The 26,865-nt window shown below is 35.2% G+C and carries 26 protein-coding genes; 7 read left to right on the plus strand and 19 right to left on the minus strand.

What is annotated here, in order from left to right:
• Nucleotides 1-56: 56 nt before the first annotated feature.
• The 8 genes from IEV84_RS01430 to IEV84_RS01465 all read right to left on the minus strand — a co-directional run bounded on the left by IEV84_RS01430 (nucleotide 57) and on the right by IEV84_RS01465 (nucleotide 6,452).
• On the minus strand, nucleotides 57-374 hold the full coding sequence (locus IEV84_RS01430; RefSeq protein WP_071184061.1) for a 2Fe-2S iron-sulfur cluster-binding family protein: 318 nt from the start codon (nucleotides 372-374) through the stop codon (nucleotides 57-59).
• A 77-nt stretch (nucleotides 375-451) separates the two neighbouring features.
• Complete coding sequence (locus IEV84_RS01435) at nucleotides 452-691, minus strand: NifU family protein (RefSeq protein ID WP_026712465.1); 240 nt, start codon at nucleotides 689-691, stop codon at nucleotides 452-454.
• A gap of 14 nt (nucleotides 692-705) precedes the next feature.
• Nucleotides 706-1,833 (minus strand): Mrp/NBP35 family ATP-binding protein, encoded by a 1,128-nt coding sequence (locus IEV84_RS01440; RefSeq protein ID WP_188491705.1) that lies wholly within the window; start codon nucleotides 1,831-1,833, stop codon nucleotides 706-708.
• A 182-nt stretch (nucleotides 1,834-2,015) separates the two neighbouring features.
• Nucleotides 2,016-2,348, minus strand: a complete 333-nt coding sequence (locus tag IEV84_RS01445; RefSeq protein WP_188491707.1) for an MGMT family protein — start codon at nucleotides 2,346-2,348, stop codon at nucleotides 2,016-2,018.
• A 6-nt stretch (nucleotides 2,349-2,354) separates the two neighbouring features.
• Nucleotides 2,355-3,494, minus strand: a complete 1,140-nt coding sequence (locus IEV84_RS01450; protein ID WP_188491709.1) for a helix-turn-helix domain-containing protein — start codon at nucleotides 3,492-3,494, stop codon at nucleotides 2,355-2,357.
• A gap of 134 nt (nucleotides 3,495-3,628) precedes the next feature.
• A complete protein-coding gene (locus IEV84_RS01455) occupies nucleotides 3,629-4,264 on the minus strand; it encodes a LysE family transporter (protein WP_188491711.1) in 636 nt (211 codons plus the stop codon).
• Between the two features lie 39 nt (nucleotides 4,265-4,303).
• A complete protein-coding gene (trmB, locus tag IEV84_RS01460) occupies nucleotides 4,304-4,981 on the minus strand; it encodes a tRNA (guanosine(46)-N7)-methyltransferase TrmB (protein WP_188491713.1) in 678 nt (225 codons plus the stop codon).
• 106 nt (nucleotides 4,982-5,087) lie between these two features.
• Nucleotides 5,088-6,452, minus strand: coding sequence for an ammonium transporter (locus tag IEV84_RS01465; RefSeq protein WP_188491715.1), 1,365 nt, complete (start codon nucleotides 6,450-6,452; stop codon nucleotides 5,088-5,090).
• A gap of 319 nt (nucleotides 6,453-6,771) precedes the next feature.
• Between IEV84_RS01465 and IEV84_RS01470 the strand changes: the two genes are divergently transcribed.
• Entirely contained in the window at nucleotides 6,772-8,355 is a 1,584-nt protein-coding gene (locus IEV84_RS01470) for a L,D-transpeptidase family protein (RefSeq protein ID WP_188491717.1), read from the plus strand.
• Nucleotides 8,356-8,441: 86 nt separating this feature from the next.
• Here IEV84_RS01470 and IEV84_RS01475 read toward each other — a convergent pair whose 3' ends face one another.
• The 4 genes from IEV84_RS01475 to IEV84_RS01490 all read right to left on the minus strand — a co-directional run bounded on the left by IEV84_RS01475 (nucleotide 8,442) and on the right by IEV84_RS01490 (nucleotide 14,067).
• The gene (locus IEV84_RS01475) at nucleotides 8,442-8,756 is read right to left on the minus strand and encodes an HPF/RaiA family ribosome-associated protein (RefSeq protein ID WP_188491718.1); all 315 of its coding nucleotides are present in this window, start codon (nucleotides 8,754-8,756) and stop codon (nucleotides 8,442-8,444) included.
• A gap of 106 nt (nucleotides 8,757-8,862) precedes the next feature.
• Nucleotides 8,863-10,932, minus strand: a complete 2,070-nt coding sequence (locus IEV84_RS01480; RefSeq protein WP_373282892.1) for a prolyl oligopeptidase family serine peptidase — start codon at nucleotides 10,930-10,932, stop codon at nucleotides 8,863-8,865.
• 321 nt (nucleotides 10,933-11,253) lie between these two features.
• Nucleotides 11,254-13,524: a TonB-dependent receptor gene (locus tag IEV84_RS01485; protein ID WP_188491722.1), complete on the minus strand. Its 2,271-nt coding sequence runs from the start codon at nucleotides 13,522-13,524 to the stop codon at nucleotides 11,254-11,256.
• 192 nt (nucleotides 13,525-13,716) lie between these two features.
• Nucleotides 13,717-14,067: a hypothetical protein gene (locus tag IEV84_RS01490; protein ID WP_188491724.1), complete on the minus strand. Its 351-nt coding sequence runs from the start codon at nucleotides 14,065-14,067 to the stop codon at nucleotides 13,717-13,719.
• A gap of 161 nt (nucleotides 14,068-14,228) precedes the next feature.
• Here IEV84_RS01490 and IEV84_RS01495 point away from each other — a divergent pair, with 161 nt between their 5' ends.
• The 3 genes from IEV84_RS01495 (at nucleotide 14,229) to IEV84_RS01505 (ending at nucleotide 16,085) form a co-directional block, all read left to right on the plus strand.
• Nucleotides 14,229-15,224: a hypothetical protein gene (locus IEV84_RS01495; RefSeq protein ID WP_188491726.1), complete on the plus strand. Its 996-nt coding sequence runs from the start codon at nucleotides 14,229-14,231 to the stop codon at nucleotides 15,222-15,224.
• 227 nt (nucleotides 15,225-15,451) lie between these two features.
• Nucleotides 15,452-15,805, plus strand: coding sequence for a type II toxin-antitoxin system RelE/ParE family toxin (locus tag IEV84_RS01500; protein WP_188491728.1), 354 nt, complete (start codon nucleotides 15,452-15,454; stop codon nucleotides 15,803-15,805).
• On the plus strand, nucleotides 15,795-16,085 hold the full coding sequence (locus tag IEV84_RS01505; RefSeq protein WP_188491730.1) for a helix-turn-helix domain-containing protein: 291 nt from the start codon (nucleotides 15,795-15,797) through the stop codon (nucleotides 16,083-16,085). The genes IEV84_RS01500 and IEV84_RS01505 overlap by 11 nt, the downstream gene beginning before the upstream one ends.
• 165 nt (nucleotides 16,086-16,250) lie before the next feature.
• Here the strand turns inward: IEV84_RS01505 and IEV84_RS01510 are convergent, their stop codons facing one another.
• The 3 genes from IEV84_RS01510 to IEV84_RS01520 form a co-directional block, all read right to left on the minus strand.
• A complete protein-coding gene (locus IEV84_RS01510; RefSeq protein ID WP_188491732.1) occupies nucleotides 16,251-17,246 on the minus strand; it encodes an aspartate-semialdehyde dehydrogenase in 996 nt (331 codons plus the stop codon).
• Nucleotides 17,247-17,414: 168 nt separating this feature from the next.
• On the minus strand, nucleotides 17,415-17,834 hold the full coding sequence (gene mscL, locus IEV84_RS01515; RefSeq protein ID WP_188491734.1) for a large-conductance mechanosensitive channel protein MscL: 420 nt from the start codon (nucleotides 17,832-17,834) through the stop codon (nucleotides 17,415-17,417).
• A 90-nt stretch (nucleotides 17,835-17,924) separates the two neighbouring features.
• Complete coding sequence (locus IEV84_RS01520; protein ID WP_188491736.1) at nucleotides 17,925-20,369, minus strand: bifunctional UDP-N-acetylmuramoyl-tripeptide:D-alanyl-D-alanine ligase/alanine racemase; 2,445 nt, start codon at nucleotides 20,367-20,369, stop codon at nucleotides 17,925-17,927.
• A 169-nt stretch (nucleotides 20,370-20,538) separates the two neighbouring features.
• Between IEV84_RS01520 and IEV84_RS01525 the strand changes: the two genes are divergently transcribed.
• Nucleotides 20,539-21,165: a hypothetical protein gene (locus tag IEV84_RS01525; protein WP_188491738.1), complete on the plus strand. Its 627-nt coding sequence runs from the start codon at nucleotides 20,539-20,541 to the stop codon at nucleotides 21,163-21,165.
• Here IEV84_RS01525 and IEV84_RS01530 read toward each other — a convergent pair.
• A complete protein-coding gene (locus IEV84_RS01530; protein ID WP_188491739.1) occupies nucleotides 21,153-21,872 on the minus strand; it encodes a porin family protein in 720 nt (239 codons plus the stop codon). The two genes, IEV84_RS01525 and IEV84_RS01530, sit on opposite strands and share 13 nt — an antisense overlap.
• A 315-nt stretch (nucleotides 21,873-22,187) precedes the next feature.
• Between IEV84_RS01530 and IEV84_RS01535 the strand changes: the two genes are divergently transcribed.
• Together IEV84_RS01535 and IEV84_RS01540 are read left to right on the plus strand one after the other, a co-directional pair.
• Complete coding sequence (locus tag IEV84_RS01535; protein WP_188491741.1) at nucleotides 22,188-22,493, plus strand: ParB N-terminal domain-containing protein; 306 nt, start codon at nucleotides 22,188-22,190, stop codon at nucleotides 22,491-22,493.
• Between the two features lie 12 nt (nucleotides 22,494-22,505).
• On the plus strand, nucleotides 22,506-22,907 hold the full coding sequence (locus IEV84_RS01540) for a DUF6896 domain-containing protein (RefSeq protein WP_188491743.1): 402 nt from the start codon (nucleotides 22,506-22,508) through the stop codon (nucleotides 22,905-22,907).
• A gap of 540 nt (nucleotides 22,908-23,447) precedes the next feature.
• Here the strand turns inward: IEV84_RS01540 and uxuA are convergent.
• From uxuA to IEV84_RS01555, 3 genes are read right to left on the minus strand one after another with little or no spacing between them, the layout of a single operon-like run.
• A complete protein-coding gene (uxuA, locus tag IEV84_RS01545) occupies nucleotides 23,448-24,626 on the minus strand; it encodes a mannonate dehydratase (RefSeq protein WP_229732606.1) in 1,179 nt (392 codons plus the stop codon).
• Between the two features lie 30 nt (nucleotides 24,627-24,656).
• Nucleotides 24,657-25,496: an SDR family oxidoreductase gene (locus IEV84_RS01550; RefSeq protein WP_188491747.1), complete on the minus strand. Its 840-nt coding sequence runs from the start codon at nucleotides 25,494-25,496 to the stop codon at nucleotides 24,657-24,659.
• A 42-nt stretch (nucleotides 25,497-25,538) separates the two neighbouring features.
• Nucleotides 25,539-26,738 carry a BT3233 family polysaccharide utilization protein gene (locus IEV84_RS01555; protein ID WP_188491748.1) on the minus strand — a complete coding sequence of 400 codons (1,200 nt, stop codon included), beginning with the start codon at nucleotides 26,736-26,738 and terminating at the stop codon, nucleotides 25,539-25,541.
• Nucleotides 26,739-26,865: the final 127 nt, after the last annotated feature.

The raw sequence follows: 26,865 nt of genomic DNA on the forward strand, positions 1-26,865 counted from the left end.
AAACGGCTGTTTTTCTATGCGAAAACAGCCGTTTTTTTTATATTTTAAAATAAATTCTAACTCTCAGGAGCCAATTCTAATTCCAAACCTTCTAAGTCAACTGTAATTGGAATTTGACAACCTAAACGACTATTTGACTTAACATAGAAAGCCTCAGAAAGCATTGCCTCTTCATCTTCTCCCATTTCAGGCAAACTTACATCGTTCAAAACATAACATTGACAGGAAGCACACATAGCCATTCCACCGCAGGTTCCTTCAACAGGCAGTTCATAAGCCTTGCAAAGTTCCATAATATTCATAGCCATATCTGTAGGAGCCTGTAATTCGTGAACTACTCCTTCTCTATCTTTAATTTTTATTAATACATCCATTTTTCACTATTTGGAATTGATTGAATTTAAGAATATAACAGTTTTCAGTAAATAATCCAAACTAAGACAAAACAGCCTTACAAGATATTTACAACAGTTTCTATTTGCGGAGCAAACTTTTTAATAGTAGTCTCAACACCCGCTTTAAGCGTCATTTGATTCACACTACAATTAGTACAAGCACCTTCAAGACGCACTTTTACATGCTTATCCTCTTCAATAGAGATAAGGGTAATATTACCTCCATCAGACTCTAAAAAAGGTCTGATTTCATCAAGTGCTTTTTGAACTTCGATTGTTAATTCTTCTGTTGTCATTTTCTTTTATTAAATTATTTTTTTACTGCTGAACATCCAGCCATAGTAGTAATTTTTATTGCTTCAGTAGCAGGTAAGTTTTCGTTTCTGCTTACCGTTTCTTCCACTACTTTACGTGTAATATTTTCAAAAACAGTTTCAATTACTGATCCTGTTTGCAATGCTGCCGGACGACCATAATCTCCTGCTTCACGGATAGATTGTACAATTGGCACTTCACCTAAAAACGGTACTGCTAAATCTTCAGCAAGATTTTTTGCACCTTCCTGTCCAAAAATATAATATTTATTATTAGGCAATTCTTCAGGAGTGAAGTAAGCCATGTTTTCGATTATTCCAAGTACCGGTACATTGATTGCCTCTGATAAGAACATCGAAACTCCTTTTTTGGCATCAGCCAAAGCCACCGCCTGAGGTGTACTTACCACTACTGCTCCGGTAACCGGAAGTGATTGCATGATTGACAAATGAATATCTCCTGTTCCCGGTGGCAAATCGATTAGCATAAAATCTAATTCTCCCCAATCGGCATCAAAAATCATTTGATTTAACGCTTTAGAAGCCATAGGTCCTCTCCAGATTACAGCCTGACTTGGCGAAGTAAAAAAGCCGATTGAAAGCATTTTGATTTCATAACTCTCAATAGGTTTCATTTTTGATTTTCCGTCAACAAGAACCGAAACCGGTTTCTCAGCTTCAACATCAAACATGATTGGCATAGATGGCCCGTAAATATCGGCATCAAGAACACCTACACTGAATCCCATCTTAGCCAAACTAACAGCCAAATTTGCCGTAACAGTAGATTTACCCACTCCTCCTTTTCCGGAAGCTACAGCAATAATATTTTTAATTCCAGGAATAGACTTTCCTTTAATTTCAGGTTTCTCAGGAACTTCAACTTTTATATTAACCTTAACCTTAGCGTCGGCATAAACTAAATCGTGAATTGTTTTTTTGATATCGTCCTCAGCACGTTTTTTTATGTGCATTGCCGGTGTATTCAAAACTAACTCAACCACTACCTCATCGCCAAAAGTGAGTACATTGGTAACAGCACCACTTTCTACCATATTTTTTCCTTCTCCTGCAATAGTAATTGTCTCTAAAGCTTTCAGAATTTCTTTTCTATCTAATTTCATTACTAAGTTTACTGTTTTTCAATTGCTAATCCCAGTCAAAATAAGTATTTATTTAAACTGATTTGAGATTGCAAAGATAAGAGATTAAGTTCTTAATTTAAAGGATTTAAATTGTATTTATTAATAGCCAAATTAGTTCTAACTATTAAGTGCTTTGCTGTGATTTTTATAATCGAAATAACCTAATCTTTATTTTGCGGATCCCAAAAGTATTTTTCAAAATCGACTATTTGATTATCGACTACTTTCACACCTTCACTTTCTAATAATTGCTGCATTAAATTAGTTCCGTCAAAATGGAATTTCCCCGTTAGCAAACCTTTTCTGTTAACCACCCGATGTGCCGGAACATCCTCCATGGCATGAGAAGCATTCATGGCCCAACCCACCATTCTTGCTGATCGGGCAGCTCCAAGAGCCTTTGCAATAGCTCCATAAGAAGTCACTCTCCCGTATGGAATTTGTCTGGCAACTTCATAAACTCTCTCAAAAAAATTAGTCTGATTGGAATCCATTGCAATTTATTTTATCATTTTTTCATATTCCTGCGGAACCACCCCTGTAATCTCTTTAAAACTAATCAAAAATGGATCATAAGCAGAAAAACCCGCTTTTTTAGATAACGATTGTAGTGTTTTTGATTGCAAATACCCCTCATCGATCATATCGACTGAATCATAAATTTGTATTATTCTTTTAAATTCCACAAAACTAACTGTAGCGTGATACTTAAAAATATAAATCAAATGACTCTTAGGAATATTTAATCTTGCCGAAAAATCACTTAAAGAAACTGATGGCGTCCTAAAATACAATTGTTTCAAAACCATTCGCTCAATTTCCTGAAGGTAGATTAATAATTTTTCCTCTACAACACACTTAAGTTTCAAATCAGCATTATCAACCAAAACAGCATGAGACAAAATCCAAAAATCATCAAAAACTAAGTCTAACTTTTTCTTAACCTCTTTGTTTACAGCAAAAGTAAACAAAGTTTCATCGGTCAATAAAATTTTGAAAAACAAAACACAAGCCACAACAGCAGTAATCCACAAACAAGTTTCCCCATCCGAATAAGTTGCAACCCACAAATCAAAGAAAACCGTAATCACTAAACGCAATATCGTTAATACAACAACAATGAAAAAAAAGATTGCCCAGTCCTGAATCAAAACTTCCTGCTGATGAATCACATTACTTTTTTCCGATTTCCGAAACCATAATTTATCTCTTAATTCCCTATAACTCAAATACAGATAAAACAATGCTATTCCCGCAAACAAAAAATAATAATAAAGCACCAAAAAAGGAGCATTTTCACGAGCCCAAAAAAGTGAACAACCAAACAATACAGGAAATACAAAATGCAGCAGATGAACGGCTGATGGATTTTTTTTATCCGCTATCAAATTTTTAAAATACAAATAAATACAAGGAAAAATGATACAGCCAAAAGTTCTAAAAAACATTCCAGTCTTTTCATCTATTGGAAAAGGAATCAAAACATGAATCCCATTAAAGAAGAACCGAAATGAGGCAGCAATAAGTAAAATTAAAAGATAAAAATTAACCTTTCTGTTCCATTGGTATTGCGTAGCCACAACAGTAAAAGTCAGAAAGCCCAACAATCCCGTTATAAGAAACAATACACTTAAAAACATATTTAACTACAATTTACTTAAAACAAAAAGACATGCAATTACCCAACTTTCTTATCAATCATCAAAAAAGGATAGTTTGATTTTTTTAGCACTGTTTTGAATATGCAAAAACAAATACTTAAAAAACCATCAGCCTAACCCAAATAATGTTCCAATATATTAATCAAAGTAATCACCGAAACCAAACCGGTAATGCCTCCAATAATCGTATTCATATTTTTAAGAATAAAATCGGCTTTCTTTTCTATTTTTTTAAAAAAACCAATATAAAAATAAAACACAAGTAAAGAACCTAAAACGGCTCCACTTACAAAAATAGAAACAGAAGTAAAATCAAAAGAAAAAATAGCATAAGACGACAGCCAAATACTCACAAAAACATAATAGGGAATAGGAAAAAAATTGAGTCCCGAAAGGAGCATCCCCATAAAAAAACGCTTCTTTTTACTGTGTTTTTTAATTTTAGGCTGCTTTATTTTAGGCTGCTTGGCAATCCACAAAAAATAAACCGTTAAAACTGCAAAAATAACAAAGCCTACTTCCCGCAACAACAGGATAATATCCGGACGGGCATTGATAATCCGGGCAAATAGTACCGCGATATAGACCTGACAAAAAATAACCAATAATGCACCTAAAACAAACCAAAAAGCATTGCGCTTTCCCTCCTTCATGCTTACTTTAGCCGCAGTCATATTAAGCAAGCCCGGTGGAGTAATTCCTATGAACGCCGAAATAAAACCAGAAAACAAGGATATAATTAAGTTCATAGGAAAGTCTTTTAAATTGGGTTTCAAAATTCCCGAGAACTACTCTTTAATTTTAAAACGAATGTATGTGATGGCTTTATTAATTTCTAAATATTGTTTTTCATAAAAAGTTTGAAAAGCAGTCACTTCCTCAGGGCTTCCTTCATTTACATAAACGTTGTGATTAGCATACAAAACCTCATGTCCTTCTCCGTGAAGCAAACCTAAAGTATAACCGTGCATGAATTCACTATCTGTTTTCAAATTGACTACACCATCTTTTTTAAGGATTTTTTTATACAATTGTAAAAACTGCGAATTCGTCATTCTGTGTTTGGTGCGTTTGTATTTGATTTGAGGATCCGGGAATGTAATCCAGATTTCATCTACTTCGTTTTCAGCAAAAATATGATTAATCAATTCGATTTGAGTACGAACAAAGGCTACATTATGTAATCCTGTTTCTACAGCAGTTTTAGCACCACGCCAAAAACGCGCTCCTTTAATATCAATACCAATAAAGTTTTTATTAGGATATCTTTCGGCTAAGCCAACGGAGTATTCCCCTTTTCCACAACCTAATTCCAATACTAAAGGATTGTCATTTTTAAAAAAGTCCGTATTCCATTTTCCTCTCAAAGGAAACGAATTACTTACTACTTCTTCTCTTGTTGGTTGAAAAACGTTATCGAATGTTTCGTTCTCCTTGAATCTTTTTAATTTATTTTTACTTCCCACTGTTTTTTAAATATTTGCGCAAAATTAATCAAATAAATAAGACCTCGGGCAAGCTTTTACAAAATAAAAACTTGCCCGAGCTTATAAACTTTAGCTTAAAAACAACTTAATCGGCACACTCAATAGGAAACAGAGTTTCATCGTGTTGCGATAAATCCAATCCCATTTTTTCAGCCTCTTCCGTTACACGCATCGGAATGATTCTGTTGGTAATTTTAAAAAGAAGAAAAGCACCAAAAAAAGTATAAATTGAAACCAACAACAAAGCCGTCATGTGATGTCCAAAAACGCCCCAGCCTCCGTGCAACAAACTGGCATCTTCACCATGAGCAAAGATAGCTGTCAAAATCATCCCCATAATTCCGCCCACACCATGACAGGCAAAAACATCTAAGGTATCATCAACCCCATGTAAATACTTAGAATATACTGCATAATTAGAAACCAAAGCCGCTACAAATCCAAAAAACATACTTTCAGGAACCGTTACATAACCTGCCGCAGGTGTAATAGATACCAACCCCACAACTGCCCCGATACAAGCTCCAAGAGCTGATACTTTTCTGCCATTGATTCGGTCAAAAAATATCCAGGTAAGCATGGCCGCAGCAGATGCTGTAGTAGTTGTTCCAAAAGCCATAGCTGCAACCCCATTAGCTTCCATTGAAGAACCCGCATTAAAACCAATCCACCCAAACCAAAGCATCCCTGTTCCTAATAAAACAAATGGAATATTGGTTGGCACATGATTACTGTTTTTTCTTTTTCCTAATACCAAAACTCCCGCCAAAGCTGCAAATCCGGCGCTCATGTGTACTACTGTTCCTCCGGCAAAATCCTTCACTCCAAAGAAAGAACCTAAAATTCCTGTTGGATACCAAACTGCATGACACAATGGAGAGTAAATGAAAATGCTGAACAAACAGATAAAAAGCAAATATGAAATAAAACGCACACGCTCAGCAAACGAACCGGTAATGATAGCCGGCGCAATAACCGCAAACTTCATTTGAAACAAAGCAAAAAGCATGAAAGGCACCGTTTTAGCAATGTCTTTATGAGGCAAAACCCCCACAAAATCCATAAAGGTAAACGTTGAAGGATCACCCACAAAACTATAAAAACCCTCTCCTATCTGAACGCCAAGCGGCTCTCCAAAGGCCAAACTAAAACCTACAACAACCCATATCAACGTTACAACTCCCATACAAATGAAACTTTGCAACATAGTAGAAATCACGTTTTTCTTTCCTACCATTCCACCATAGAAAAAAGCTAAACCAGGTGTCATAATCAACACCAAACAGCAGGAGGTAAGCATCCAGGCTACATCGGCAGCAACAATCTGGTCAGTTGTTCCAAATTGGGAATGAACAGTTTTAGGCTCTAAAGGTGCTTCCCAAAAAAGTCCTGAAATACAAACAATACTAATAACTACAAAAGAAATGATCCAACGTTTCTCGATTTTCATATTTTTTAACTTTAACCCATTAATTTGTTGGGGGCAAATTTAAAAATAATTTACATTTCAGACTCTACCCCACCCAAAATAGAAAACTATGTAACAAATAATGCCTTTTTAAGCCTCCAAGGAGAATTTTATCTAAAAAAAATATCGATTTTAAAGAAATTCAATCTTTTCAATGAGAAAAATATTTTTCGGCTTTTTAGAAAAATCAAACAAAAAAGACTTCAAACTCTAAAATTCGAAAAAAAAGTTGTAATTTTTCATAGAACAAAGACTCTTTATTCTGTTTTGCATCACAGTATTAACCTAAAATAGTTACTACATGAAAAAAATAGTTTTCACTTTTTCAATTATTACAGCGGTTGTTTTCTCCTCATTATTATCATGCAAAAATGCTAATGAGCAAAGTCAAAACATCCAGCCACCTGCCGTAATTGAAGGACAGCAAACTACTTTTGACAGCACCGCTATAGACGATTTTTTCGTAACCTATCCCCAATTAAAAGAATACCAGCCCGAAGTAAAAAAACTATACCGAAAACACCAATACCGTTACATTTGGTTTGACAAAAACGGCATCAACGAATTTGCCAATCTTTTATATGACAAAACAAATAATCTGGAAGAAGAAGGTGTTGCTACCAATGTACCTTACAAAGCCAAGTTTGACGGAATTCACAACAGCTTAAACGGAGACTCAAAACCAAATATTGAAACTGAACTTCTCCACTCCTCCTTATATTTTTTCTATGTCATGAAAGTATATCATGGGCTGGACACCGACAAATCCAAAGAAGCAGAATGGTATATTCCCCGTAAAAAACAATCCTACATTAACTACCTGGATTCACTACTAACCAATCCGGCTTTAATCAACAAAGACGAAAAAAATCTTTTCAGCCAATACTTTTTACTCAAAAAAGCACTCCAAAAGTACCGCCAAATAGAAAAAAAAGGAGGCTGGAACAACATCAATATTGATACCGCTGTTACTTCTTATAAAATTGGCGACAGTGCTTCCGTTATTGCAGCAATCAGAAAACGACTGTTTCTCTCCGAAGACCTGAAATCCGATTCGGGAAGTCCCATTTATGACAGCGAATTATCCAAAGGAATTTTAAATTACAAAGAAAGAAGAGGTTTTCTTTCGAACAGCACAATTACTAATGCACTCATTGAAGACCTGAACATCCCTGTTAGCCAACGTATCAAAACCATTATTGTTAACATGGAACGCTGCCGTTGGGTATCGAGTGATATTCCGAAAGCCAAAGAATTAATTGCTATTAACATCCCTTCTTTTCAATTATCTTATTTTAAAAATCAAGAGGTGGTTTTGCGTTCCAAAGTTGTAGTGGGTAAAATCCTGAACAAAACCGTGATTTTTAGCGCACCTATGAAATACATCGTTTTTAGTCCCTACTGGAATGTTCCTGCGAGTATCAAAAAAAATGAAATCCTTCCTGCCATTGCTAAAAACCCTAATTATTTGACCGAACACAACATGGAATGGAACGGCAATAACATCAGACAAAAACCGGGACCTAAAAACTCCCTTGGATTAATCAAATTTTTATTTCCTAATTCCAATGATATTTACCTGCACGACACCCCTTCTAAAAATTTATTTGAAAAAGAAACCAGAGCCTTCAGCCATGGTTGCATCCGTGTGGCCAAACCCAAAGAATTAGCTATCGAAATCCTCAAAGACAATCCCGAATGGACTCCCGAAAAAATTGATTCGGCTATGCACAGCGGCAAGGAAACCTGGCTCACCTTAAAAGAAAAAATTCCTGTATATATTGGCTATTTTACCGCCTGGGTAGATAATGATGGAACGATTCATTTTTACAATGACATTTATAAGAGAGACGAAACACTCGCTACTTTATTATTTGAACAATAAATTTTGATAGCATTTTGAATATAAAAAAAAGACAGTTACCATTAAAAGTAACTGTCTTTTGTATTTAATTCTTCAAATGAATTTATTTAAAAGGCTTTTTGTTTTTCAAACGTAGTTGCCAACGTTTTCTTGATTTTGTCCAGTGCACCTCTAAAAGCTTTTTCTACACTATCGGCATGTTCTGTTACCACAACAGGTTGTAGTTTTGCAGGACGCACTTCAATTAAACAACGCTTATCGTTTACTCCAAATTTCGCACTGTTCTCATCTCCAAAATGCACTTCAATACGGGTAATTTTTTCTTCAAAACGGGCTAATGCTGTTTCTAATTCTGCAGAAAAATAAGCTTCTGCTCTCTCGTGACCTTCTACGTTTCTGTCTGTATTAAATTGGATTTTCATAGTCTGTTTTGTTTATGATTATTTCCCTAAATTAACCAACCGCAATCTAAAAAGCGAACACATTAGTAAAACATTATGATTATTATTTTTAATAACAAATGGATTATTAAGGCAATTGACTAATTCCCATATTAAACAAAGTAAAAGCCTGAATATCGGCATTTTCCTGAATAGTTGCCGTGACTGATTTTCCGGCACCATGACCCGCTTTAACATCAATTCGGATTAAAACAGGATTTTCACCAGATTGTTTGGATTGCAATTCGGCGGCAAATTTAAAACTGTGTGCAGGCACTACTCTATCGTCATGATCTCCAGTAGTAATCATTGTAGCAGGATATTGCACTCCTTTTTTTATGTTATGCAAAGGCGAATAGTCTTTTAAATACGCAAACATTGCTGCGCTGTCCTGAGCCGTTCCGTAATCATAAGCCCAACCTGCTCCTGCGGTAAAAGTGTGGTAACGCAACATATCCAAAACGCCAACTGCGGGCAAAGCTACCTTAGCCAAGTCCGGACGCTGCGTCATTACCGCTCCTACCAGCAAACCGCCATTAGAACCTCCGCGAATAGCCAGAAAGTCGGAACTCGTATATTTTTCTTTGACTAAATATTCGGCTGCAGCAATGAAATCGTCAAAGACATTTTGTTTACGTAACTGTGTTCCCGCATCGTGCCATTCTTTTCCGTATTCGCCACCGCCACGTAAATTAGGCACTGCAAATACACCTCCGTTTTCCATCCAGACTGCGTTAGCAATACTAAAATTGGGCGTCAGACTGATGTTAAAACCGCCGTAACCATAAAGAATGGTTGGATTTTTCCCATCTAGTTTCAATCCTTTTTTGTGGGTAATGAGCATAGGGATTTTCGTTCCGTCTTTCGAAGTGTAAAACACCTGCTTGGATTCGTAATTTTCTGATTGAAATTGACATTTCGATTTTCGATACACTTCCGATATCCCTGAATTAGGTTCGAATGCAAAAATAGTAGCCGGCGTGATATAATTGGTAAAGGTATAATACGCCGTTTTATCCTTCTTCTTTCCGCTAAAACCATCAGCCGTTCCTAATCCTGGAAGCTGGATTTCTCGCAATAATTTCCCCGAGTAATCGTATTGTTTTACCAATGAAACTGCATCTTTCATATAATGCGCAAAAATGTAGCCGCTACAAGTGGTCGGCTCTAAAACCTGAGTCGTTTCGGGAATTAAATCTTTCCAGTTTTCCGGTTTTGGATTACTAAAATCCACGGTTACAATGCGTTTGTTAGGCGCATTCTTATCGGTTACAATAAATAATTTTGTTCCTTCATTATCGATAATCGTGTTGTCACTATCAAAATTATCCACAATAGTCACAATAGGACTTTGCGGTTTTGTCAAATCCTGAATGTACAATTCGTTTCCATAAGTCGAAGTTGCGGCTGTAATAACCAAATAACGATCATCTTCGGTAACGCTACCACCAACATAGCGGCGTTTTTGGTCTTCGCCAAAAATAACTTTGTCTTCTTTTTGAGTTGTTCCCAGCGTATGGAAATACAATTTATGTTGGTCCGTTTTAGCCGATAATTCACTTCCTTCGGGTTTTTCGTAACTCGAATAATAAAATCCTTCATTGCCTTTCCAGGACAAACCACTGAATTTTACATCGAGCAAAGTATCTCCTATAATTTGCTTAGACAAAGCATCCATAACAATTACTTTCCGCCAGTCGCTGCCACCTTCGGAAATAGAATAAGCTACTTTTGAACCATCTTTAGAAAATGCCAATTCGCCCAAAGAAGTCGTTCCTTCTTTCGAAAAAGTATTCGGATCCAAAAAAACAGTTTCTTTTCCTGCGGCATCTTTTCGATACAAAACCGATTGATTTTGCAAACCGTCATTTTTAAAATAATAGCTAAAATCCCCTTCGATAAAAGGTTCTTTTATTTTTTCATAATTCCACAATTGCTCCAATCTGGTTTTTAATTGATTTCTGAACGGAATTTGTTCCAGATAAGCATTCGTAACCTGATTTTGCAATTTCACCCATCCTGCAGTTTCAACCGAACGGTCGTCTTCCAGCCAGCGATACGGATCGTTTACTTTTGTACCAAAATAATCGTCAACTGTTTTATCTTTTCTGGTTTCAGGATAATGAATGGATTTTGAAGTTTGGGCAAATGAAGTCATTACTGAAGTGATAATAGTTGTTATAATAATTGTTTTTAGCATAGCATCATACTATTGATTCAAACAAAAATAGGGATAAAAAAACCGCAAATTCACAAATTAAAAATTTATAATCTGCGAATCCGTGGTAAATATTTCTTGTGAACTTTGCAGTTAAAAATTCTACAGATTAAAAAAATAAACCATTAAGATATTTAAAAAATTAAGTTCCAAACTCAACTCTCTTAAATATCTTAATGGTTTAAATACTGTTTAACCACGAAGTACACAAAGCTTTGTGAGCTTTGCGTTAAACCTTATTTTCTTTGCGGTTAAAACATCTTATAAATTAAAATTCATCCCCAGAACAATGTTTCTTCCAATATTAGGAATCCCATCGGTTTTTAATCTTGAAAAATGGGCGATGTATTTTTTATCGAATAAATTGTTACCGTTTAAATTAACATTAAATTCGGTTTTTCCCCATTTTACTTTTCCTCCAAAACCTAAATTCACTAAAGTATAGCCGTTAGAACTGGTTTCAAAACCGCTCACCTTATCTTGATTAAAAGTGGTATTGACATTCAAACTGGCAAAACCTTCTTCGAACCAATTCTTAATTTTAAATTCGGTTCTGATGGTATTGTTCCAATTATTAGCCGGAATTAAAGGTAGAAAATCACTCCCGACACTTCGGGACTTTTTTCCGGTAACGGTTTCAAAACTGGTTTCGTAATGCAACCAATCCAACGGATGCGGGTGAAGATGCAAACCTACTTCACCTCCGTACAACTTGGCATTATCCTGAACATATTCAAACACATCAGTATCATCCATAATCTCACCCGTAGGCGAGGTATAAATGTAATTATTGATATGATTGTAAAATCCGTTTACAAAAAACTCAAAATGCGTATTTCCGTACTCTAAATTAATATCGGTTTGCAGGTTTTGCTCGGTTTTCAAATTAGCGTTTCCTATCTCGTAACGATTCGTTCCATGATGCACTCCATTAGAAGTCAACTCGGCCAAATTAGGTGCTCTAAAACCCGAAGCCACATTCATACGCAGTACTAATTCTTTTGAAATATTGGTTTTATATCCTAACGAAACATTTACACTATTGAAAGATCGGTTCAGGGCATCAAAATCGCCACCATGATGTTCGTGATCATGCTCATGTTCTTCCTCAGTTTCTTCATCATGATGCTCCTCCTCTCCGGCTTCATGTGCCAAAGAATTTAAATTACGGTTATCAAAACGCAATCCTGCCTGCAAAACACTTGTTCCCCATTCGTAATTCACCGTTCCAAAAACACCAAAATCATTCGTAGTAGCATCCGGAATCAAATATTCTTCTCCACGATTTTTATTGGTTTGGTGCATTCCCTGAATTCCTAAAACCGTTTCAAAACGCCCCGTTTTTGGCAAATGGTATTTTGCATTATAATTGTAAGTATTCAGCAGCATGTCTAAAGAAGCCTCATTGCCTTCTTCATATTCCATACGATTATTAGAAATATAACCTAAATCGACATCTAATTTTGAATTGCCAAAATAAATCACATTATTTAAACTCAATAAATGATTGTACACTTCCTGACGGGGAGATTCAGGATCTTTACTGTAAGTTTGCTCCGCCAAACCTTCTTCGGGAATTCCTAAATCCAGTTTGTTAAAATTGTATCGGACAACAGTAGAAAATTTGCTGTTGTTGTATCCTATTCCGGTTTTAAAATCGGTTTCGTTGTAACGGCTATTGGTTACCCGATCTCCTTGCCCGGTTTTATAATCCGAATGCGTATTGTGAGTTCCTCTGGCTAAAAATTTCCAGTTATCCGTGGATGTTTTCAGTCCCACTGAAGCATTGCTCCCCAATGTATTACTGAAATATTTTTGATTAAAATTTGCTTTAAAAGTGTGCGCATTGGCAAATTTTTCCGGATTAAAATACAAAACCCCTCCCATGGCATCCGAACCGTATAATAACGAAGCCGGCCCTTTGATCACCTCAACACTTTCGACTCCTGCATCATTTAACCCCAAACCATGCTCCGCTCCAAACTGCTGATTTTCGATACGAACTCCCTGAGAATACACTAAAACACGATTCCCGCTCAAACCACGAATCACCGGTTTCCCAATGGAAGTTCCGGTAGAAATCTGGGAAACACCGGGAATAGTTGCCAGTCCTTCTATTAAAGTCGAAGTCCCTTTTTGCTGTAAACTTTCTATACTTTCGTGTTCTACTTTCATCACGTTTTGCGATTGCATTTTATTAAAAGGAGTAGAAACAATTACCTCATCAATCTCCAGAATAGCATTTTCCATTTGGATATTCACAACGGTATTTTTAGTGAGTTTTTCGATCCATTGATTTATGGTCTTAAAACCCACATAAGAAAAAGCAATCCTGAAACTTCCGTTGGGCAAATTTTTAAAAGCGTATTTTCCATCGGCATCAGTAGTAGTTCCTTTGTGCAGTTCCGGAATATAAACCGAAGCTCCAATTATAGGTTGATTAGTTCCATCGGTTACTGTTCCCAAAACGGTATTTTGAGCCTGCAATAAAGCCGAAAACCCCATAAACAGGGCAATTATATATTTTTTCATTGAAATGATTGTATTGTTTGATTTCTCATAATCAAAATGAGAAATTATGAATAGAAAGAGTTTCTTAACAGAAAAACCATGTTAATTTGTCATTCCGACGAAGGAGGAATCTCATCAAGCGACTCACGCAACGAAGATTCCTCCTTCGTCGGAATGACAAGTTTGCGGTTCTGATTTATGAATTAAATTGTATTAAACAATACTTGCAGGAGGGCCGCGGTGCGCAAATAAACTCCCTGAGAAGGAAAGAATTTCTTTCGGATTAGTAGCGAAAAAAGGAATCGCTCTAAAATCAGAAAAGAAATGATAACTTATAAATTTAGGATACAAACAACTCCCAAAGGCAAACTGGCAAATGGCACAATGCTCAATTACTTTGTGTTCATGGGTTAGTTCTGACTTATTCTTAGTGGTGTCGTGATGACAGAATTTATGAGAAAGTTGTTCTTCTAAATGCTCATAACTATGAAAAGACTGGAACAGTATTGAGAACAATACCGCCGCTGCCAGAGTAAAACTAAATATCAGCTGTTTTCTTTTCATAGACTGCAAAGGTAAGCGGTGGGATTAAGAAATCCAAGGTGGGCTGATTTTGATTTTTCTTTAAAAAGCTTTTTGAAAAATTTGTAAGAATATTTTAATATATTTGAAAATAAATAAAACTCAACTAAAATTGAGTGTATATAAAATTCATTAAATATTTTATGAACTATTCTACTCACATTCATCAAGCTAAAATTCATTTTCCTGAGTTAAGACTACACTTACTTGATGAGTCAGAATTCAAAATATTTAAAAACGAAGATTTTGCCTTGAAATGTATTAATAAGTGTGTTGAGTTATGCAACAACGCATCTGAAAAACTGAAAATCAATTTAAACTTCGCAGTTAATTATAATTATGCTTTTAATGCAAAAGCGACTGTAAGAAAACAACATTCATTAATTACATTCAACATAGGACTAATTGAAAAGTTAGAAAATATTATATATGAGTCTATTGAGCTTTTTCTTTATGAAAATATTGCAAGTTTAATTATTCAAGAAAGTGAAAAAGAAAGATTAAAAAAAATTTCAACTACATGTTGTATTTACTATCTCTTCTATCATGAACTTGCACACGTGATTCAATCAAGTGAAGCTAAAGAAAGTAATACATTTGATCTTCAAGAACAATATTCAAATGAAAGACCATTTGATATTAGACAGCATATCTACGAATTTGACGCTGATCTTTTTGGTTCATCAATGAGTACGTATAAATTACTAGAAAAAATAAAAAACATCAATAATCAATTCGAGATATTTGATTTGTTTAATTTTTTAACTGCACTGCTATTCACAACAGGAAATATAATAATCATTTTTTCTGGAAACTTATTTCAGAAAATCTACTACAGAGAAAACAGTCATCCTCATCCAATAATTCGGATACTAAAAATTAACGAACAGATTATGTCATTTGCATCAAAAAACTTAGCAATACAGAGAGAATTTTTCGACGCAATTCTCCAAAGATCTGCAACTATGATAAGTCAACTTGAATATTCTGAAAAAATAAGAGTAAATTACACTGAACTATATAAAAATAACAAGGATGAAATTATTAAATACATTGACGAAATTGAAGTTAAAAATGAAAACCACAGTGAATTGATAAGATTCAAAACACAAGAAATTTTTAATATTTTAAATTATTAAAAAACACCCAATCGCTCGAATATACACAAACGTTAGCGCTGCATTGCATTCCGCAACAGTGAATAAAAATAAAACTCAATACTTATAAGTTTCTGGATGAGATTCCTCGTTCCTCGGAATGACAAAATTGCGGAAACTGACTTCTAATGAAAAACAAAACTCAATAAAGCCAATCTATTGATTTAAAAAAACTTGCAATTGCGTAACTTTTAAGTTACCTTTGGAAAATGAAAGTACGTGAAGTCATAGCTTACAAAAACTATTTTGAAAATTTTCTTCTGGAACAGCCTAGAAAAGTTCAGGACAAAATTTTTAAGATTATTGAAGCGATTGAAACTCTCGAACGTGTTCCATCCAATTATTTAAAATCGATGGAAGGAACTAACGGACTTTATGAAGCAAGAATACAACTGGCTTCTAATATCTGGAGAGTTTTTTGTTTTTTCGACAATGGCAAACTAGTGATTCTTCTCAATGGCTTTCAAAAGAAAACGCAAAAAACTCCAAAAAATGAGATTGAAAAAGCGTTACGATTAATGAATCAGTATTATCAGGAAAAATCAAATGAACATGGAAACTAAAAGTTGGAAAGAAATTAAAGATACTGTTTACGGTGAAAAAGGAACCGAAAGACGTGACGAACTGGAACGAGATTTTGAAGGTTTTAAAATTGGCTTACAATTAAAAAAAGCCCGTGAAGCCAAACATCTTACTCAAACAGAACTTGGTGAACGCATTGATAAAAAACGTGAATACATTTCCCGAATTGAAAACAACGGAAGCAACTTAACACTAAAAACGCTTTATGATATTGTAGAAAAAGGTTTTGGCGGAAAAGTTACTATCAATATTGAAATCTAATTTTGCACAAAAAATCCCAACCGCTCAGATATACATAAAAGCAAGCGAAGCATTGCTTTCTGTTCCCAGCAAGATGAGATTGCTTCGCTGCGCTCGCAATGACAATGTAGTCCATAAAAAAAGCTTCTCAATCGAGAAGCTTTTCTGTTTATAGTGATTTAGTAATTACACTAAGTTGTTCGCTACTAAATATTCAGCAATTTGAATTGTGTTAGTTGCAGCACCTTTTCTTAAGTTATCGGCAACAATCCACATGTTTAAAGTATTAGCTTGTGACTCGTCTCTTCTTAAACGACCTACGAAAACTTCGTTTTTACCTTGAGCGAATAATGGCATTGGGTATTCAAACTCTTGTAAGTTATCCTGAACCACAACTCCATCAGTGTTTTCTAAAATACTTCTTACTTCATTGATATCAAAATCATTTGAGAATTCTACGTTAACCGCCTCAGAGTGTCCTCCTACGATTGGCACACGAACTGCAGTAGCCGTAACTTTAACAGAATCATCACTTAAGATTTTCTTAGTTTCTTTAACTAATTTCATCTCTTCTTTAGTGTATCCGTTATCTTCAAAAACATCACATTGAGGAATCGCATTACGGTGGATTTGGTATTTATAAGCCATTTCTCCGTCAATTCCGGCGTACTCGTTTTCTAATTGTTTAACCGCTTTTACACCAGTTCCAGTGATAGATTGGTAAGTAGAAACAATTACACGTTTGATGTTGTATTTTTTATGCAAAGGTGCCAAAGCCAAAACCATTTGAATAGTCGAACAGTTTGGGTTAGCAATGATTTTGTCCTCTTTTGTTAATTGGTCAGCATTTATTTCAGGAACAATTAATTTTTTAGTAGGATCCATTCTCCAAGCCGAAGAGTTATCCACAACAGTTGTACCTACTTCAGCAAATTTTGGAGCCCACTCTAATGAAGTTCCTCCACCAGCAGAGAATAAAGCAATTTCAGGTTTCATTTCCACAGCAGTAGCTAATCCAACTACTTTGTATGTTTTTCCTTGAAATTCCATTTCTTTACCTACTGAACGCTCAGAAGCTACAAGGATTAATTCGTCATTAGCTTTCACAAAGTTTCTTTCTGCCAAAACCTGTAACATTACTTCTCCAACCATCCCGGTTGCACCCACAACTGCTATTTTCATATCTGTATATTGTTATTTTATTAAAATCAAATTTTGAACTGCAAAAGTAAGTATTATTCAAAGGAAAACAAGCGTGTTCACAAAAAGTAACAAAAAGTTACAAATTTAACAAAATAGAAAAACCACCCCTTTATGGAGTGGTTTAGTTGAACATATAGTGAAGCGGTATTACTTTTTTAACAAGTCTCTAATTTGAGTTAATAACTCTTCTTGAGTTGGTCCAGCTGGTGCAGCAGGTGCAGGAGCTTCTTCTTTCTTTTTCATTTTCTCAGCAGCTCTTAAAACAACAAAAATAAAGAATGAAATAATCACAAAGTTAATTACTGCCTGAACAAAGTTACCATAAGTTATTACTGAAGCCCCGGCAGCTTTAGCAGCAGCCAAATCAGCATAACTATTTCCGTCTAAAGAAATAAACTTGGTAGTAAAATCGATTCCACCTGTCAATAAACCTACGATTGGCATGATAACATCTTCAACTGCAGAACCCACAATTTTACCAAAAGCACCACCAATAACAACAGCAGTGGCTAAACTCAATACGTCGCCTTTCATTAGAGAGGCTTTAAAATCGCTAAAAAATCCCATAATTTATCCTTTTTATAATTACACTAATTTTTGATTTTTCTAAATTAATATTTTTTTTAACAAAAAAAACATTTCAACAAAAAAAACATACTAACGATAGAACACTCGTTTCACCCGCTGCGAAATACTGGTCAATATTTCGTATGGAATGGTATTGAGTTTTTCGGCAATGAAAGAAACATTGGGATTTTCTCCAAAGATGATCACTTCATCACCTTCGGCACAATCAATTTCAGTGACATCCACCATCAGCATATCCATACAAACACTGCCCAGGATAGTTGCTTTTTGCTCTTTTATAGTTACATAACCAACACCATTACCCCAGGCTCTGGCAATACCATCGGCATAACCTATCGGAATTGTAGCGACTTTGGTTTGTTTATCAGCCATAAATCTTCGACCATAACCCACACTATCTCCCGCCGGAATAGTTCTGATTTGAGAAATAATGGATTTTAATGTCCCCACATTTTCTAACTTTTTTTGCTCCTCGGCATCGTTAGAAACACCATACAAACCAATTCCCAGACGCACCATATCAAATTGCGTATCCGGGAAATTAGAAATTCCAGAAGTATTCAAAATATGACGAATAGGATGGATTTCTAATTCAGTCATAATCTTTGAAGATAATTTATCATAAAGTACAATTTGCGAAAGCGCAAAATCATAATATTTAGAATCATCGCTCGTAGCCATGTGCGACAATATGCTTTGAACCCTTACATTAGTATTCCCCTTTAAAATCGCAATCATTTCGTCAACGGTATTTTCTTCAAATCCCAAACGATGCATGCCCGTGTCCAGTTTAATATGAATTGGAAAATGACTGAGATTCTTTTGTTTGGCAATTTTCAAAAAGGCATGCAAACCTTTCAAACTATATATTTCAGGTTCTAATCCATACTGAATAATCGCAGAAAAACTGGTACTCTCCGGATTCAAAACCATAATTGGCAATTTGATTCCGCCATTTTTTAACGAAATTCCTTCATCGGCGAAAGCCACACCCAGATAATCCACTTTGTGATGTTCGAGTAATTTGGCTATTTCGAGTCCGCCATTTCCATAACCAAAAGCCTTGACCATCACCATTATTTTGACCTTGGGTTTCAACTTTGATTTAAAGAAATTCAGATTATAACTGATTGCATTCAGGTTAATTTCCAGAACGGTTTCATGGGTTTTCTCTTCGAGTAAAGTTACAATCTCTTCAAACTGAAACGAACGCGCTCCTTTTATCAGAATACTTTCATTGGAAAAATCCAGTTTTTCAAAATTCGAGATGAACTCGGCTGTGGTTTTAAACGTAATACAATTCGAAAATGTATCTTTAAACTCCGAAATAGTTGTACCAATTCCGATAACGCGATTAATTTTGTTCGAAACAATCAACTGCGCTACCTTAGCATACAATTGTTCGTTAGGAAAACCACTCTGAAAAATATCCGAAAGTATCACGGTTTTCTTTTGGAATTGATTCTGACTTTCTAAAACATCCAAAGCAATCTTAAGCGACTGAAAATCGGAGCTGTAACTATCGTCAATGATTGTACAATTGTTGATTCCGTTTTTCACTTCCAGACGCATTTCGACCGGAAAAAGCATTTCCATTCTCGATTGAATTGCATCACTTTCGTAATCAAAATACAGCAACACCATTAAGCAGGAAATCGCATTTTCAATAGAAGCCTTATCAATAAAAGGAATTTTTAATTCATAAGAATTGCCTTTGTAAGTATAAAACAAAGTTGTTTCGTGACTAGCAATTTCTTTTTTAAACACAAAAACATTGGCATTTTCATCTTTAAAACTCCAGGAAAAAGCTTTAGTTTTAGCACTGATATGTTTTTCAATCTGTGCGCTTTTTTGATAAATCAAAACTTCGGCATCCTGAAACAACAGCATTTTTTGCTGGATTTTTTCTTCCAAATCAGCAAAACCTTCGTCATGTGAGGAACCTATATTAGTCAACACACCAATAGTAGGCTTGATGATTGTTTCCAGTTTATCCATTTCGGAAACGGTAGAAATCCCCGCTTCAAAAATGCCCAGATTGTGTTTTTCATTAATCGCAATTACCGATAACGGCACTCCCACCTGAGAATTATAACTCTTAGGACTTCGAATCACATTATAATCAGGGCTTAAAAGAAAATTAAGCCATTCTTTGACAATTGTTTTTCCGTTACTTCCGGTTAAACCAATAATTGGAAATTCGAAAAGAGAACGGTAATAAGCGGCAAACTGCTGCAAAGCCGCTAAAGTATTTTCTACAATTAAAAAATTGGCACTATCCTCACAATTTGGCGGAACATGAGTCACCACAAAATTTTTCACTCCGTTTTCAATTAAATCTTTGATATAATGGTGCGCATCATTGTTAGGACCAACTAAAGCAAAAAACAGCGTATGTGTACTATTTTGCAGCGAACGGCTATCAATCGATATATTATCTATGGTTGCTTCGGGATTAATCCCAAACCATTTAGCGTCCAGAATGGAGATGCAGTTTTTGATTATTATACTCATTGATTTAAAAAACGGAATTAAGACTAAATACTTCCTCAAAAATAAGACTTCTTTTTAAATTGAAACCACACAGTTGAAGTTAAAAAAAGGGACTCAAAATAAAACTAATCAGAATAGACAATGACTTTTTACAACTTTCGTTATATTTGTGAGTCTAAGCTGTTTCACAATGCCAAAAAGAATTTTCCCTTTTTTCTCTTATATTTTTCATCCGGTATTCATCCCGATATACGCTACGCTTTTTTACCTTTTCTCTAACCAATCTTATTTTATAAATAAAGAAAAATATTTGGTTTTGCTTCAGGTAAGCATCATCACCTTTGTTATTCCAATACTCTTTTTTTTCCTGCTTCGACGAATTGGAAAAATTAGTTCAGTCATGGTACCTGAATTATCAGAGCGAAAATTTCCTCTAATCATTCAATGTTTTCTGATTATACTTTTGGTTCGAAAAAGCATCACACTCGAACTTTATCCTGAACTGCATTTTTTTCTGTTAGCCGCATTATTCAGTACTTTGATGGCATTATCGCTCTTATTTTTTAACATCAAAGCCAGCTTGCACATGATGGGAATAAGCGCCTTAACTTTTTTTGTTTTCGGCTTGAGTTTACACCATCAGACTCCCAATACCTCTCTAATAGTTTTTCTGGTTTTAATGAATGGTTTTGTGGCTTCATCAAGATTAACAATGAAAGCGCACACACCCAAAGAATTGATTATTGGAGTACTTTTAGGAAGTATTCCACAAATACTTTTACTGTTTGTATGGCTGGGTTATGCTTACAATATATAGAAAATCACACCTACCGTAACTGCATTGGTATTTATTTTCTGCCCATCAATTTCAGCTGATTTGAAAATAGGATTCAAGCCATAATAAGCATATACATTAAAAGTATTATAACCGGCCGACAAGTACAATCCGTAGAGGAATTTATTAAAATCGGCATTATTGGTAATCACTGTACGCCCTTCGCTATTTTCCAGCACCGACTTACTGTATGCCAGATAACTAAATTTCATTCCGCCGTAAATACGCCAAAACTTATAACTTTCATAAGTAGAAGTACGCCATCTGAACTCAACAGGCACATCGATTAATAACTGGGTAAATTTATTTTTATCAAAACCCGACGATCCTAAAACGCTATACATTGCCTCCTGAGCGGTTCCGGTAATTCCTATATTTTGGTTGTAATTATTATAACTCACTCCTAAACCGGTTGCAAAAGCTTTGGTTCGCAATTTATTAATGGGCATATCTCTTAAAAAACCACCCGAAATACCAATTGAGAATTTTTGCTGAGATACTCCTGCCGGCAATTCCTGCAATGTATTGTAGTTAAACCCAAAATAAAACTGATCTTCTCTGTATAAAGAATCTATTTTAACCTCCTTTGGAGCCTGTTTGTCCTCTTGTCCAAAAAGACTAAAAAAAGACAATAATAGCAAAACACTAAAAAATAACTTTTCTCTAAATTGATTTTGAAGTCGCTTCATTGTTCGCTGTTTTTCCTTTAAAATTTCACCTTTAACACTTATTTTTCACCATTAAGAAATTAAGTTTATTAAGCCTAAACTTTCTTAATTTCTTAATGGTAAAATTAGCTTTTTAAAACACAACTCTTAAGTATTTAAAACAAAAAAAGAGCAAAAAAATTGTAATCCTAAAAGCTGTTACAACTTTTTGAATATAAATAAAACGAAAAAAATAGTTTTATATTTGATCTTTAATAGGATTGGGCACAGGTAAATACCTGCGCTAACGATTGAGGCAAAACTGCGCGATCGGGGTTTATATCAGGTGGAGGAGCAATGAAATTTGTACAGTATTCTGGGAAGGGACTTACAGCTTTAAAAAGTACTGAATTTGCCGCTCAAAGTGAGAAAGCAATTATTGAAATCATGGGAAAAATGAAAGCTGGTGATATGTCTCTTCAAGCTGAAGCTGTATATACCTATCTTTACAAAGGTGAAAGATATATTTTAGATGGACATCATAGAATAGAGGCAGCGATTAGATCTGGTGGAACTATAGAAGCCATTGAATTAAGTGGAATGAAAATGTATGGAAAGTTTGCAACTAAAATAGAGGAAATCTGGGCTGGACTACATTTTTAAAATAAAATTTTTATGGAAAATATATTAAGAGAATACGTGGGTTTTATAAGAGCATTTGAAAACTCTCTTAAAATTAAGTATAACACAAGTAAAAATCCTTGTACTATTGCAGGTAGCGTTTTTGAAAGAAAGGGAACTATTAATGGTATAGATTATTGGTTTCATGGATCTGGATGTACTGCCGAAAAAGATAGTGTTATTTATGCTTATGACATTTCTGCTTTTGTTGAAAATGAAATTGAGTTTTCGTTATGGAAATTTTCCGAATTCATTAGAACGCATCCAAAATATAGTTTACTAAAATATAGTTCAGAAGATATAGAAAATGAATTAGCTAAACTTATAGATAAAGGGATATTATCATGGTTAGTTATAATGGGACGCACCTACAAAACATATAGGGTTGTTATGTAGTTTTATGATTTAAGCAGTATTTTTAATATTAGAATGTGAAATCAAATTGCTTCGATTTCACATTTTTTTTTATGATTGAAATGGAGTTTTTTAAAATGTATTGTTTTATCAGATTTGTTTTGACAATCTTTGTGGGTAAATACCTCCGCTAACGATTGGGGTAAGTCTGGGCGGTTGTGTGTTAACCCGATTGTTCGAACTTGTAGCATTAGATAAAAGTTAGCGCAGGCTTTTGCCTGTGCCCGCAAAGTAGAAATAAAAAAGTTGTAGTAATAAAAAACTACAACTTTTTTTTATTCCAGAGGTACAATGTTTTATGGAAATCTGATTGCTTATTTTATGTAAAACATCAATAGGGATGGGCTTTAGCCCGTTCTATAATTAAGATCCCAAATTGGCTTTAGCCAAAACGTATTAAATTTTGGCTAAAGCCTTATCATTTACAAAACTCAATCATCTGGCTAAAGCCTGACGCTATTGAAAATGAAACTGTTGAGTGACTAAAACAAAAAAGGAGCAAAAATTGCTCCTCTTTATACTTTATCTTTGATTTCCTCTGATTCCTCTTTCAAGACCTCTTAATTCGGCTAAACCTCTTAATCGACCAATTGCAGAATAACCCGGATTCATTTTCTTATCTAAATCATCCAGCATCTGGTGACCGTGATCAGGACGCATTGGCAATCTGTAATCCGGACGACCATTAGCAATTCTCTTATCCTGTTCTTCAACAATAGCTTTCATCACGCCGTACATATCCACATCGCCATCCAAATGGTCTGCTTCGTAGAAATTTCCTTCAGCATCACGTTTAGTTGCTCTTAAGTGAATAAAATTGATACGGTGACCTAAACGTTCTACCATTCCAACCAAGTCATTATCTTCTCTTACACCGTAAGAACCGGTACAAAAACACAATCCGTTACTTTTACTATCTACTACTTCAATCAATTGTTTCGCATCAGCTTCAGTACTTACAACCCTTGGCAAACCTAAAATTGCATAAGGCGGATCATCAGGATGGATTGCCATTACAATTCCAGCTTTTTCAGCAGCCGGAATAATTTCTTTTAGGAATTCGTATAGATTATTTCTCAATTCGGCATCACCTATTTCTGCATAATCGTCTAATGCTGTCTGCAATTGCTCAACAGTATATCCTTCTTCAGCTCCTGGTAATCCGGCAATAATATTTTTAACCAATAATGTTTTTTGGTCTTCGTTCATCGCTTCGAAAACCTTCGTTGCTTTGGCTACTTCTTCCGCTGTATAATCGTTTTCAGCTCCTTTTCTTTTTAACAAAAACAATTCGAAAGCAGCAAATTCCATTCTGTCAAAACGCAAAGCTTTAGAACCATCGGCAACTTCAAAAGACAAATCAGTTCTTGTCCAGTCTAAAACCGGCATGAAATTATAACAAACCGTATCGATACCACAAGCACCTAAATTTGCTATACTTTGACAGTAATTTTCAATGTATTTTTTATAATCTCCTTTACGGGTTTTGATGTTTTCGTGAACCGGGATACTTTCAACAACTGACCAGGTCAATCCGGCATCTTCGATTTCTTTTTTTCTTTTTTGAATTTCTTCAACTGTCCAAACAGTTCCGTTCGGAATGTGGTGCAAAGCCGTTACAATTCCGGTAGCTCCCGCCATTTTAATATGAGAAAGTGGCACAGTATCTTTTGGTCCGTACCATCTCCAGGTTTGTTCTATTCCCATTTTATTTTGATTATTTTATGTGTTTTAAACTCCAGAATAAGCTAAAAATCCTCCATCTACGGCAACAACAATTCCGGTTACAAAACGCGAATCAGGATTACAAAGCCAAAGCAAAGTACTGTCTAAATCATTTGGCTGACCAAATCGTCCCATTGGTGTTTGTGAAAGGATTTTATTTCCTCTTTCGGTCAAACTTCCGTCTTCGTTAGTCAATAAAGTTCTGTTTTGTTCGGTTAAGAAAAAGCCTGGTGAAAGTGCATTGACACGGATTCCTTCTTTAGCAAAATAAACCGAAAGCCATTCTGTTAAATTACTAATTGCCGCTTTGGCAGCACTGTAAGCAACAACTTTTGTCAAAGGATGAAAAGCACTTACTGAAGAAATGTTCAGGATACTGCATCCTTCTCTTCCTATCATATCGGCAGCAAAAACCTGAGTTGGCAACAAAGTACCAATAAAATTCAGGTCGAATACAAAACGTAATCCTTCCGTATCTAAACCAAAAAATGTTTGTAAACCTTCTGCTTTATTTTCTCTGTCAAATGAAACATCAGCACTAGTTCCTTTTGGATGATTTCCTCCTGCTCCGTTAATTAAAATATCAACTAAACCTAGTTCTTCATTAATTTCCTTGTGTGCTTTTCTTAAACTCGCTTCATCACAAACATCAGCAGAAACACCTATTGCTTTCCCACCTGCATTATTAACTTCTTCAGCTAGTTTTTGAGCTTTTGCCAAATCTCTTCCTAATATGGCAACCTTAGCACCTTGTTTTGCCAGTGCATTTGTAAATCCGGCACCTAATACTCCAGCACCTCCAGTTATTACGACTACCTTATCTTTTAGTCCTGTAATTATATCCATTCTGCTTTTTTTGTAAGTTTTAGCGAAACTACAAAAAAAGATTTATTTATTTCCTTTAATCGTTATCTTAAGCGGATTAGCTAACAATTTGGCTTGTTTTTGTAATAAAGTATCCCAGTCTGCCTGATTGGAAACCTGACCGCTTTTTTGCCAGGCAAAACCAGCGTAGTAAGTCAACTTATTTTCTTTTGGTTTTGTAATTACCAATAAATTACTTTGATCTTTCTCTTTGGAAACATTCGAAAAAGCATCACTCACTAACTTTGGATTCATCACAATTCCTTCGCCTAAGAAAACACCATCAATTGTTTCCCCATGACGGAACCAGCCTTCTTTTTTATTGATTTTTACTTCGCCTTTGTTTTCGTGCAGAGAAATTCCTGTGGCGTAATTCGGGATTTGTTTTTGGGCATCAATTGTAATTTCAAACTTAGAAAAATTCGAACCTAAATCTAACGAAATCCTTTTGATTTCCTTAACCTCATACGAACTCCAGGGTGCATAAGTCAGTTCGAAAACAGTACGCAACGGTCCAACAGCAATGGTTTTGTAACTCACAAAATTTTTAGAAACTGCCAATTTATTGTTTTCCCAAATTCCGCTTCCTCCTGTACCACGACTTGCACCTACATGATACGGATCATAACCCTCACCGTGATCAATATGGTAATAGCCCGGTTTTTTTACATTCTCGGCATACCATTTATTGATAATGGATTTGTCGGTTCTTTTGAGCCAAAGATCGATTCCGCTGCTCAATGTGCCATCAGGGCGTTTTTCTTCAACTCTTTTTTGAGCATCAGGGCCATAGGTTCTAAAAGCGACCTTATCATTTTCCCAGGCATAATCATCGGTACGTTCCGGCACAAAACGGGAATAAGTAGTAACTTGACTTTCCAGCAAAGTGATATTTCCATCAAAAATAACTTCATAATTCGCCGTTGCTTTCGCCGAAACTTCCGCCTGAAACAACAGTTCATCTCCAATTCCATCCTGATTGTAATCAATCCATTGCAGAACAACAAATTCAGATGTTCCTGCTTTTTTGATTCGAAGATCTTGCTGTTTATTGCCTTTTACCAAATCCAAAAGCGGTTTTCCTGAAACAGCTACCACTTCATTACGTGAGAAATCCAAATTGTTTTTTACTGAAATTTTTGTGAATTTATTTTGGGCATTCGCCAAAACAGAAAACGAAAAAAACACGAACAAACATTTCCACAAATTCATATCGTTTCTCATAAATTCTAAAATTGATTATCAAAAAAACAAACCGTTCGCTCCGATGGAGCTTCCTTACCAGGACTCTTTTTTTCTACAAATAGTTCGTCCCGATGGGACTGATTTGAGCTCCGTATGGAGCGAACTA

This window comes from Flavobacterium palustre (assembly GCF_014639535.1).
Taxonomy (GTDB): Bacteria; Bacteroidota; Bacteroidia; order Flavobacteriales; family Flavobacteriaceae; genus Flavobacterium; species Flavobacterium palustre.

What these genes read in the sequence shown, in the direction of transcription:
- mscL (WP_188491734.1), bottom strand. Translation starts at nt 17,834, where the DNA reads ATGGGATTTTTTAGCGATTTTAAAGCCTCTCTAATGAAAGGCGACGTA.
- IEV84_RS01490 (WP_188491724.1), bottom strand. Translation starts at nt 14,067, where the DNA reads ATGAAAAGAAAACAGCTGATATTTAGTTTTACTCTGGCAGCGGCGGTA.
- IEV84_RS01535 (WP_188491741.1), top strand. Translation starts at nt 22,188, where the DNA reads ATGAAATTTGTACAGTATTCTGGGAAGGGACTTACAGCTTTAAAAAGT.
- IEV84_RS01455 (WP_188491711.1), bottom strand. Translation starts at nt 4,264, where the DNA reads ATGAACTTAATTATATCCTTGTTTTCTGGTTTTATTTCGGCGTTCATA.
- IEV84_RS01520 (WP_188491736.1), bottom strand. Translation starts at nt 20,369, where the DNA reads ATGAGTATAATAATCAAAAACTGCATCTCCATTCTGGACGCTAAATGG.
- IEV84_RS01555 (WP_188491748.1), bottom strand. Translation starts at nt 26,738, where the DNA reads ATGAGAAACGATATGAATTTGTGGAAATGTTTGTTCGTGTTTTTTTCG.
- IEV84_RS01495 (WP_188491726.1), top strand. Translation starts at nt 14,229, where the DNA reads ATGAACTATTCTACTCACATTCATCAAGCTAAAATTCATTTTCCTGAG.
- IEV84_RS01500 (WP_188491728.1), top strand. Translation starts at nt 15,452, where the DNA reads ATGAAAGTACGTGAAGTCATAGCTTACAAAAACTATTTTGAAAATTTT.
- IEV84_RS01450 (WP_188491709.1), bottom strand. Translation starts at nt 3,494, where the DNA reads ATGTTTTTAAGTGTATTGTTTCTTATAACGGGATTGTTGGGCTTTCTG.
- IEV84_RS01445 (WP_188491707.1), bottom strand. Translation starts at nt 2,348, where the DNA reads ATGGATTCCAATCAGACTAATTTTTTTGAGAGAGTTTATGAAGTTGCC.
- IEV84_RS01480 (WP_373282892.1), bottom strand. Translation starts at nt 10,932, where the DNA reads ATGACTTCATTTGCCCAAACTTCAAAATCCATTCATTATCCTGAAACC.
- IEV84_RS01550 (WP_188491747.1), bottom strand. Translation starts at nt 25,496, where the DNA reads ATGGATATAATTACAGGACTAAAAGATAAGGTAGTCGTAATAACTGGA.
- IEV84_RS01485 (WP_188491722.1), bottom strand. Translation starts at nt 13,524, where the DNA reads ATGAAAAAATATATAATTGCCCTGTTTATGGGGTTTTCGGCTTTATTG.
- IEV84_RS01440 (WP_188491705.1), bottom strand. Translation starts at nt 1,833, where the DNA reads ATGAAATTAGATAGAAAAGAAATTCTGAAAGCTTTAGAGACAATTACT.
- IEV84_RS01540 (WP_188491743.1), top strand. Translation starts at nt 22,506, where the DNA reads ATGGAAAATATATTAAGAGAATACGTGGGTTTTATAAGAGCATTTGAA.
- IEV84_RS01510 (WP_188491732.1), bottom strand. Translation starts at nt 17,246, where the DNA reads ATGAAAATAGCAGTTGTGGGTGCAACCGGGATGGTTGGAGAAGTAATG.
- IEV84_RS01430 (WP_071184061.1), bottom strand. Translation starts at nt 374, where the DNA reads ATGGATGTATTAATAAAAATTAAAGATAGAGAAGGAGTAGTTCACGAA.
- IEV84_RS01530 (WP_188491739.1), bottom strand. Translation starts at nt 21,872, where the DNA reads ATGAAGCGACTTCAAAATCAATTTAGAGAAAAGTTATTTTTTAGTGTT.
- IEV84_RS01435 (WP_026712465.1), bottom strand. Translation starts at nt 691, where the DNA reads ATGACAACAGAAGAATTAACAATCGAAGTTCAAAAAGCACTTGATGAA.
- IEV84_RS01525 (WP_188491738.1), top strand. Translation starts at nt 20,539, where the DNA reads ATGCCAAAAAGAATTTTCCCTTTTTTCTCTTATATTTTTCATCCGGTA.
- IEV84_RS01505 (WP_188491730.1), top strand. Translation starts at nt 15,795, where the DNA reads ATGGAAACTAAAAGTTGGAAAGAAATTAAAGATACTGTTTACGGTGAA.
- IEV84_RS01465 (WP_188491715.1), bottom strand. Translation starts at nt 6,452, where the DNA reads ATGAAAATCGAGAAACGTTGGATCATTTCTTTTGTAGTTATTAGTATT.
- IEV84_RS01470 (WP_188491717.1), top strand. Translation starts at nt 6,772, where the DNA reads ATGAAAAAAATAGTTTTCACTTTTTCAATTATTACAGCGGTTGTTTTC.
- IEV84_RS01475 (WP_188491718.1), bottom strand. Translation starts at nt 8,756, where the DNA reads ATGAAAATCCAATTTAATACAGACAGAAACGTAGAAGGTCACGAGAGA.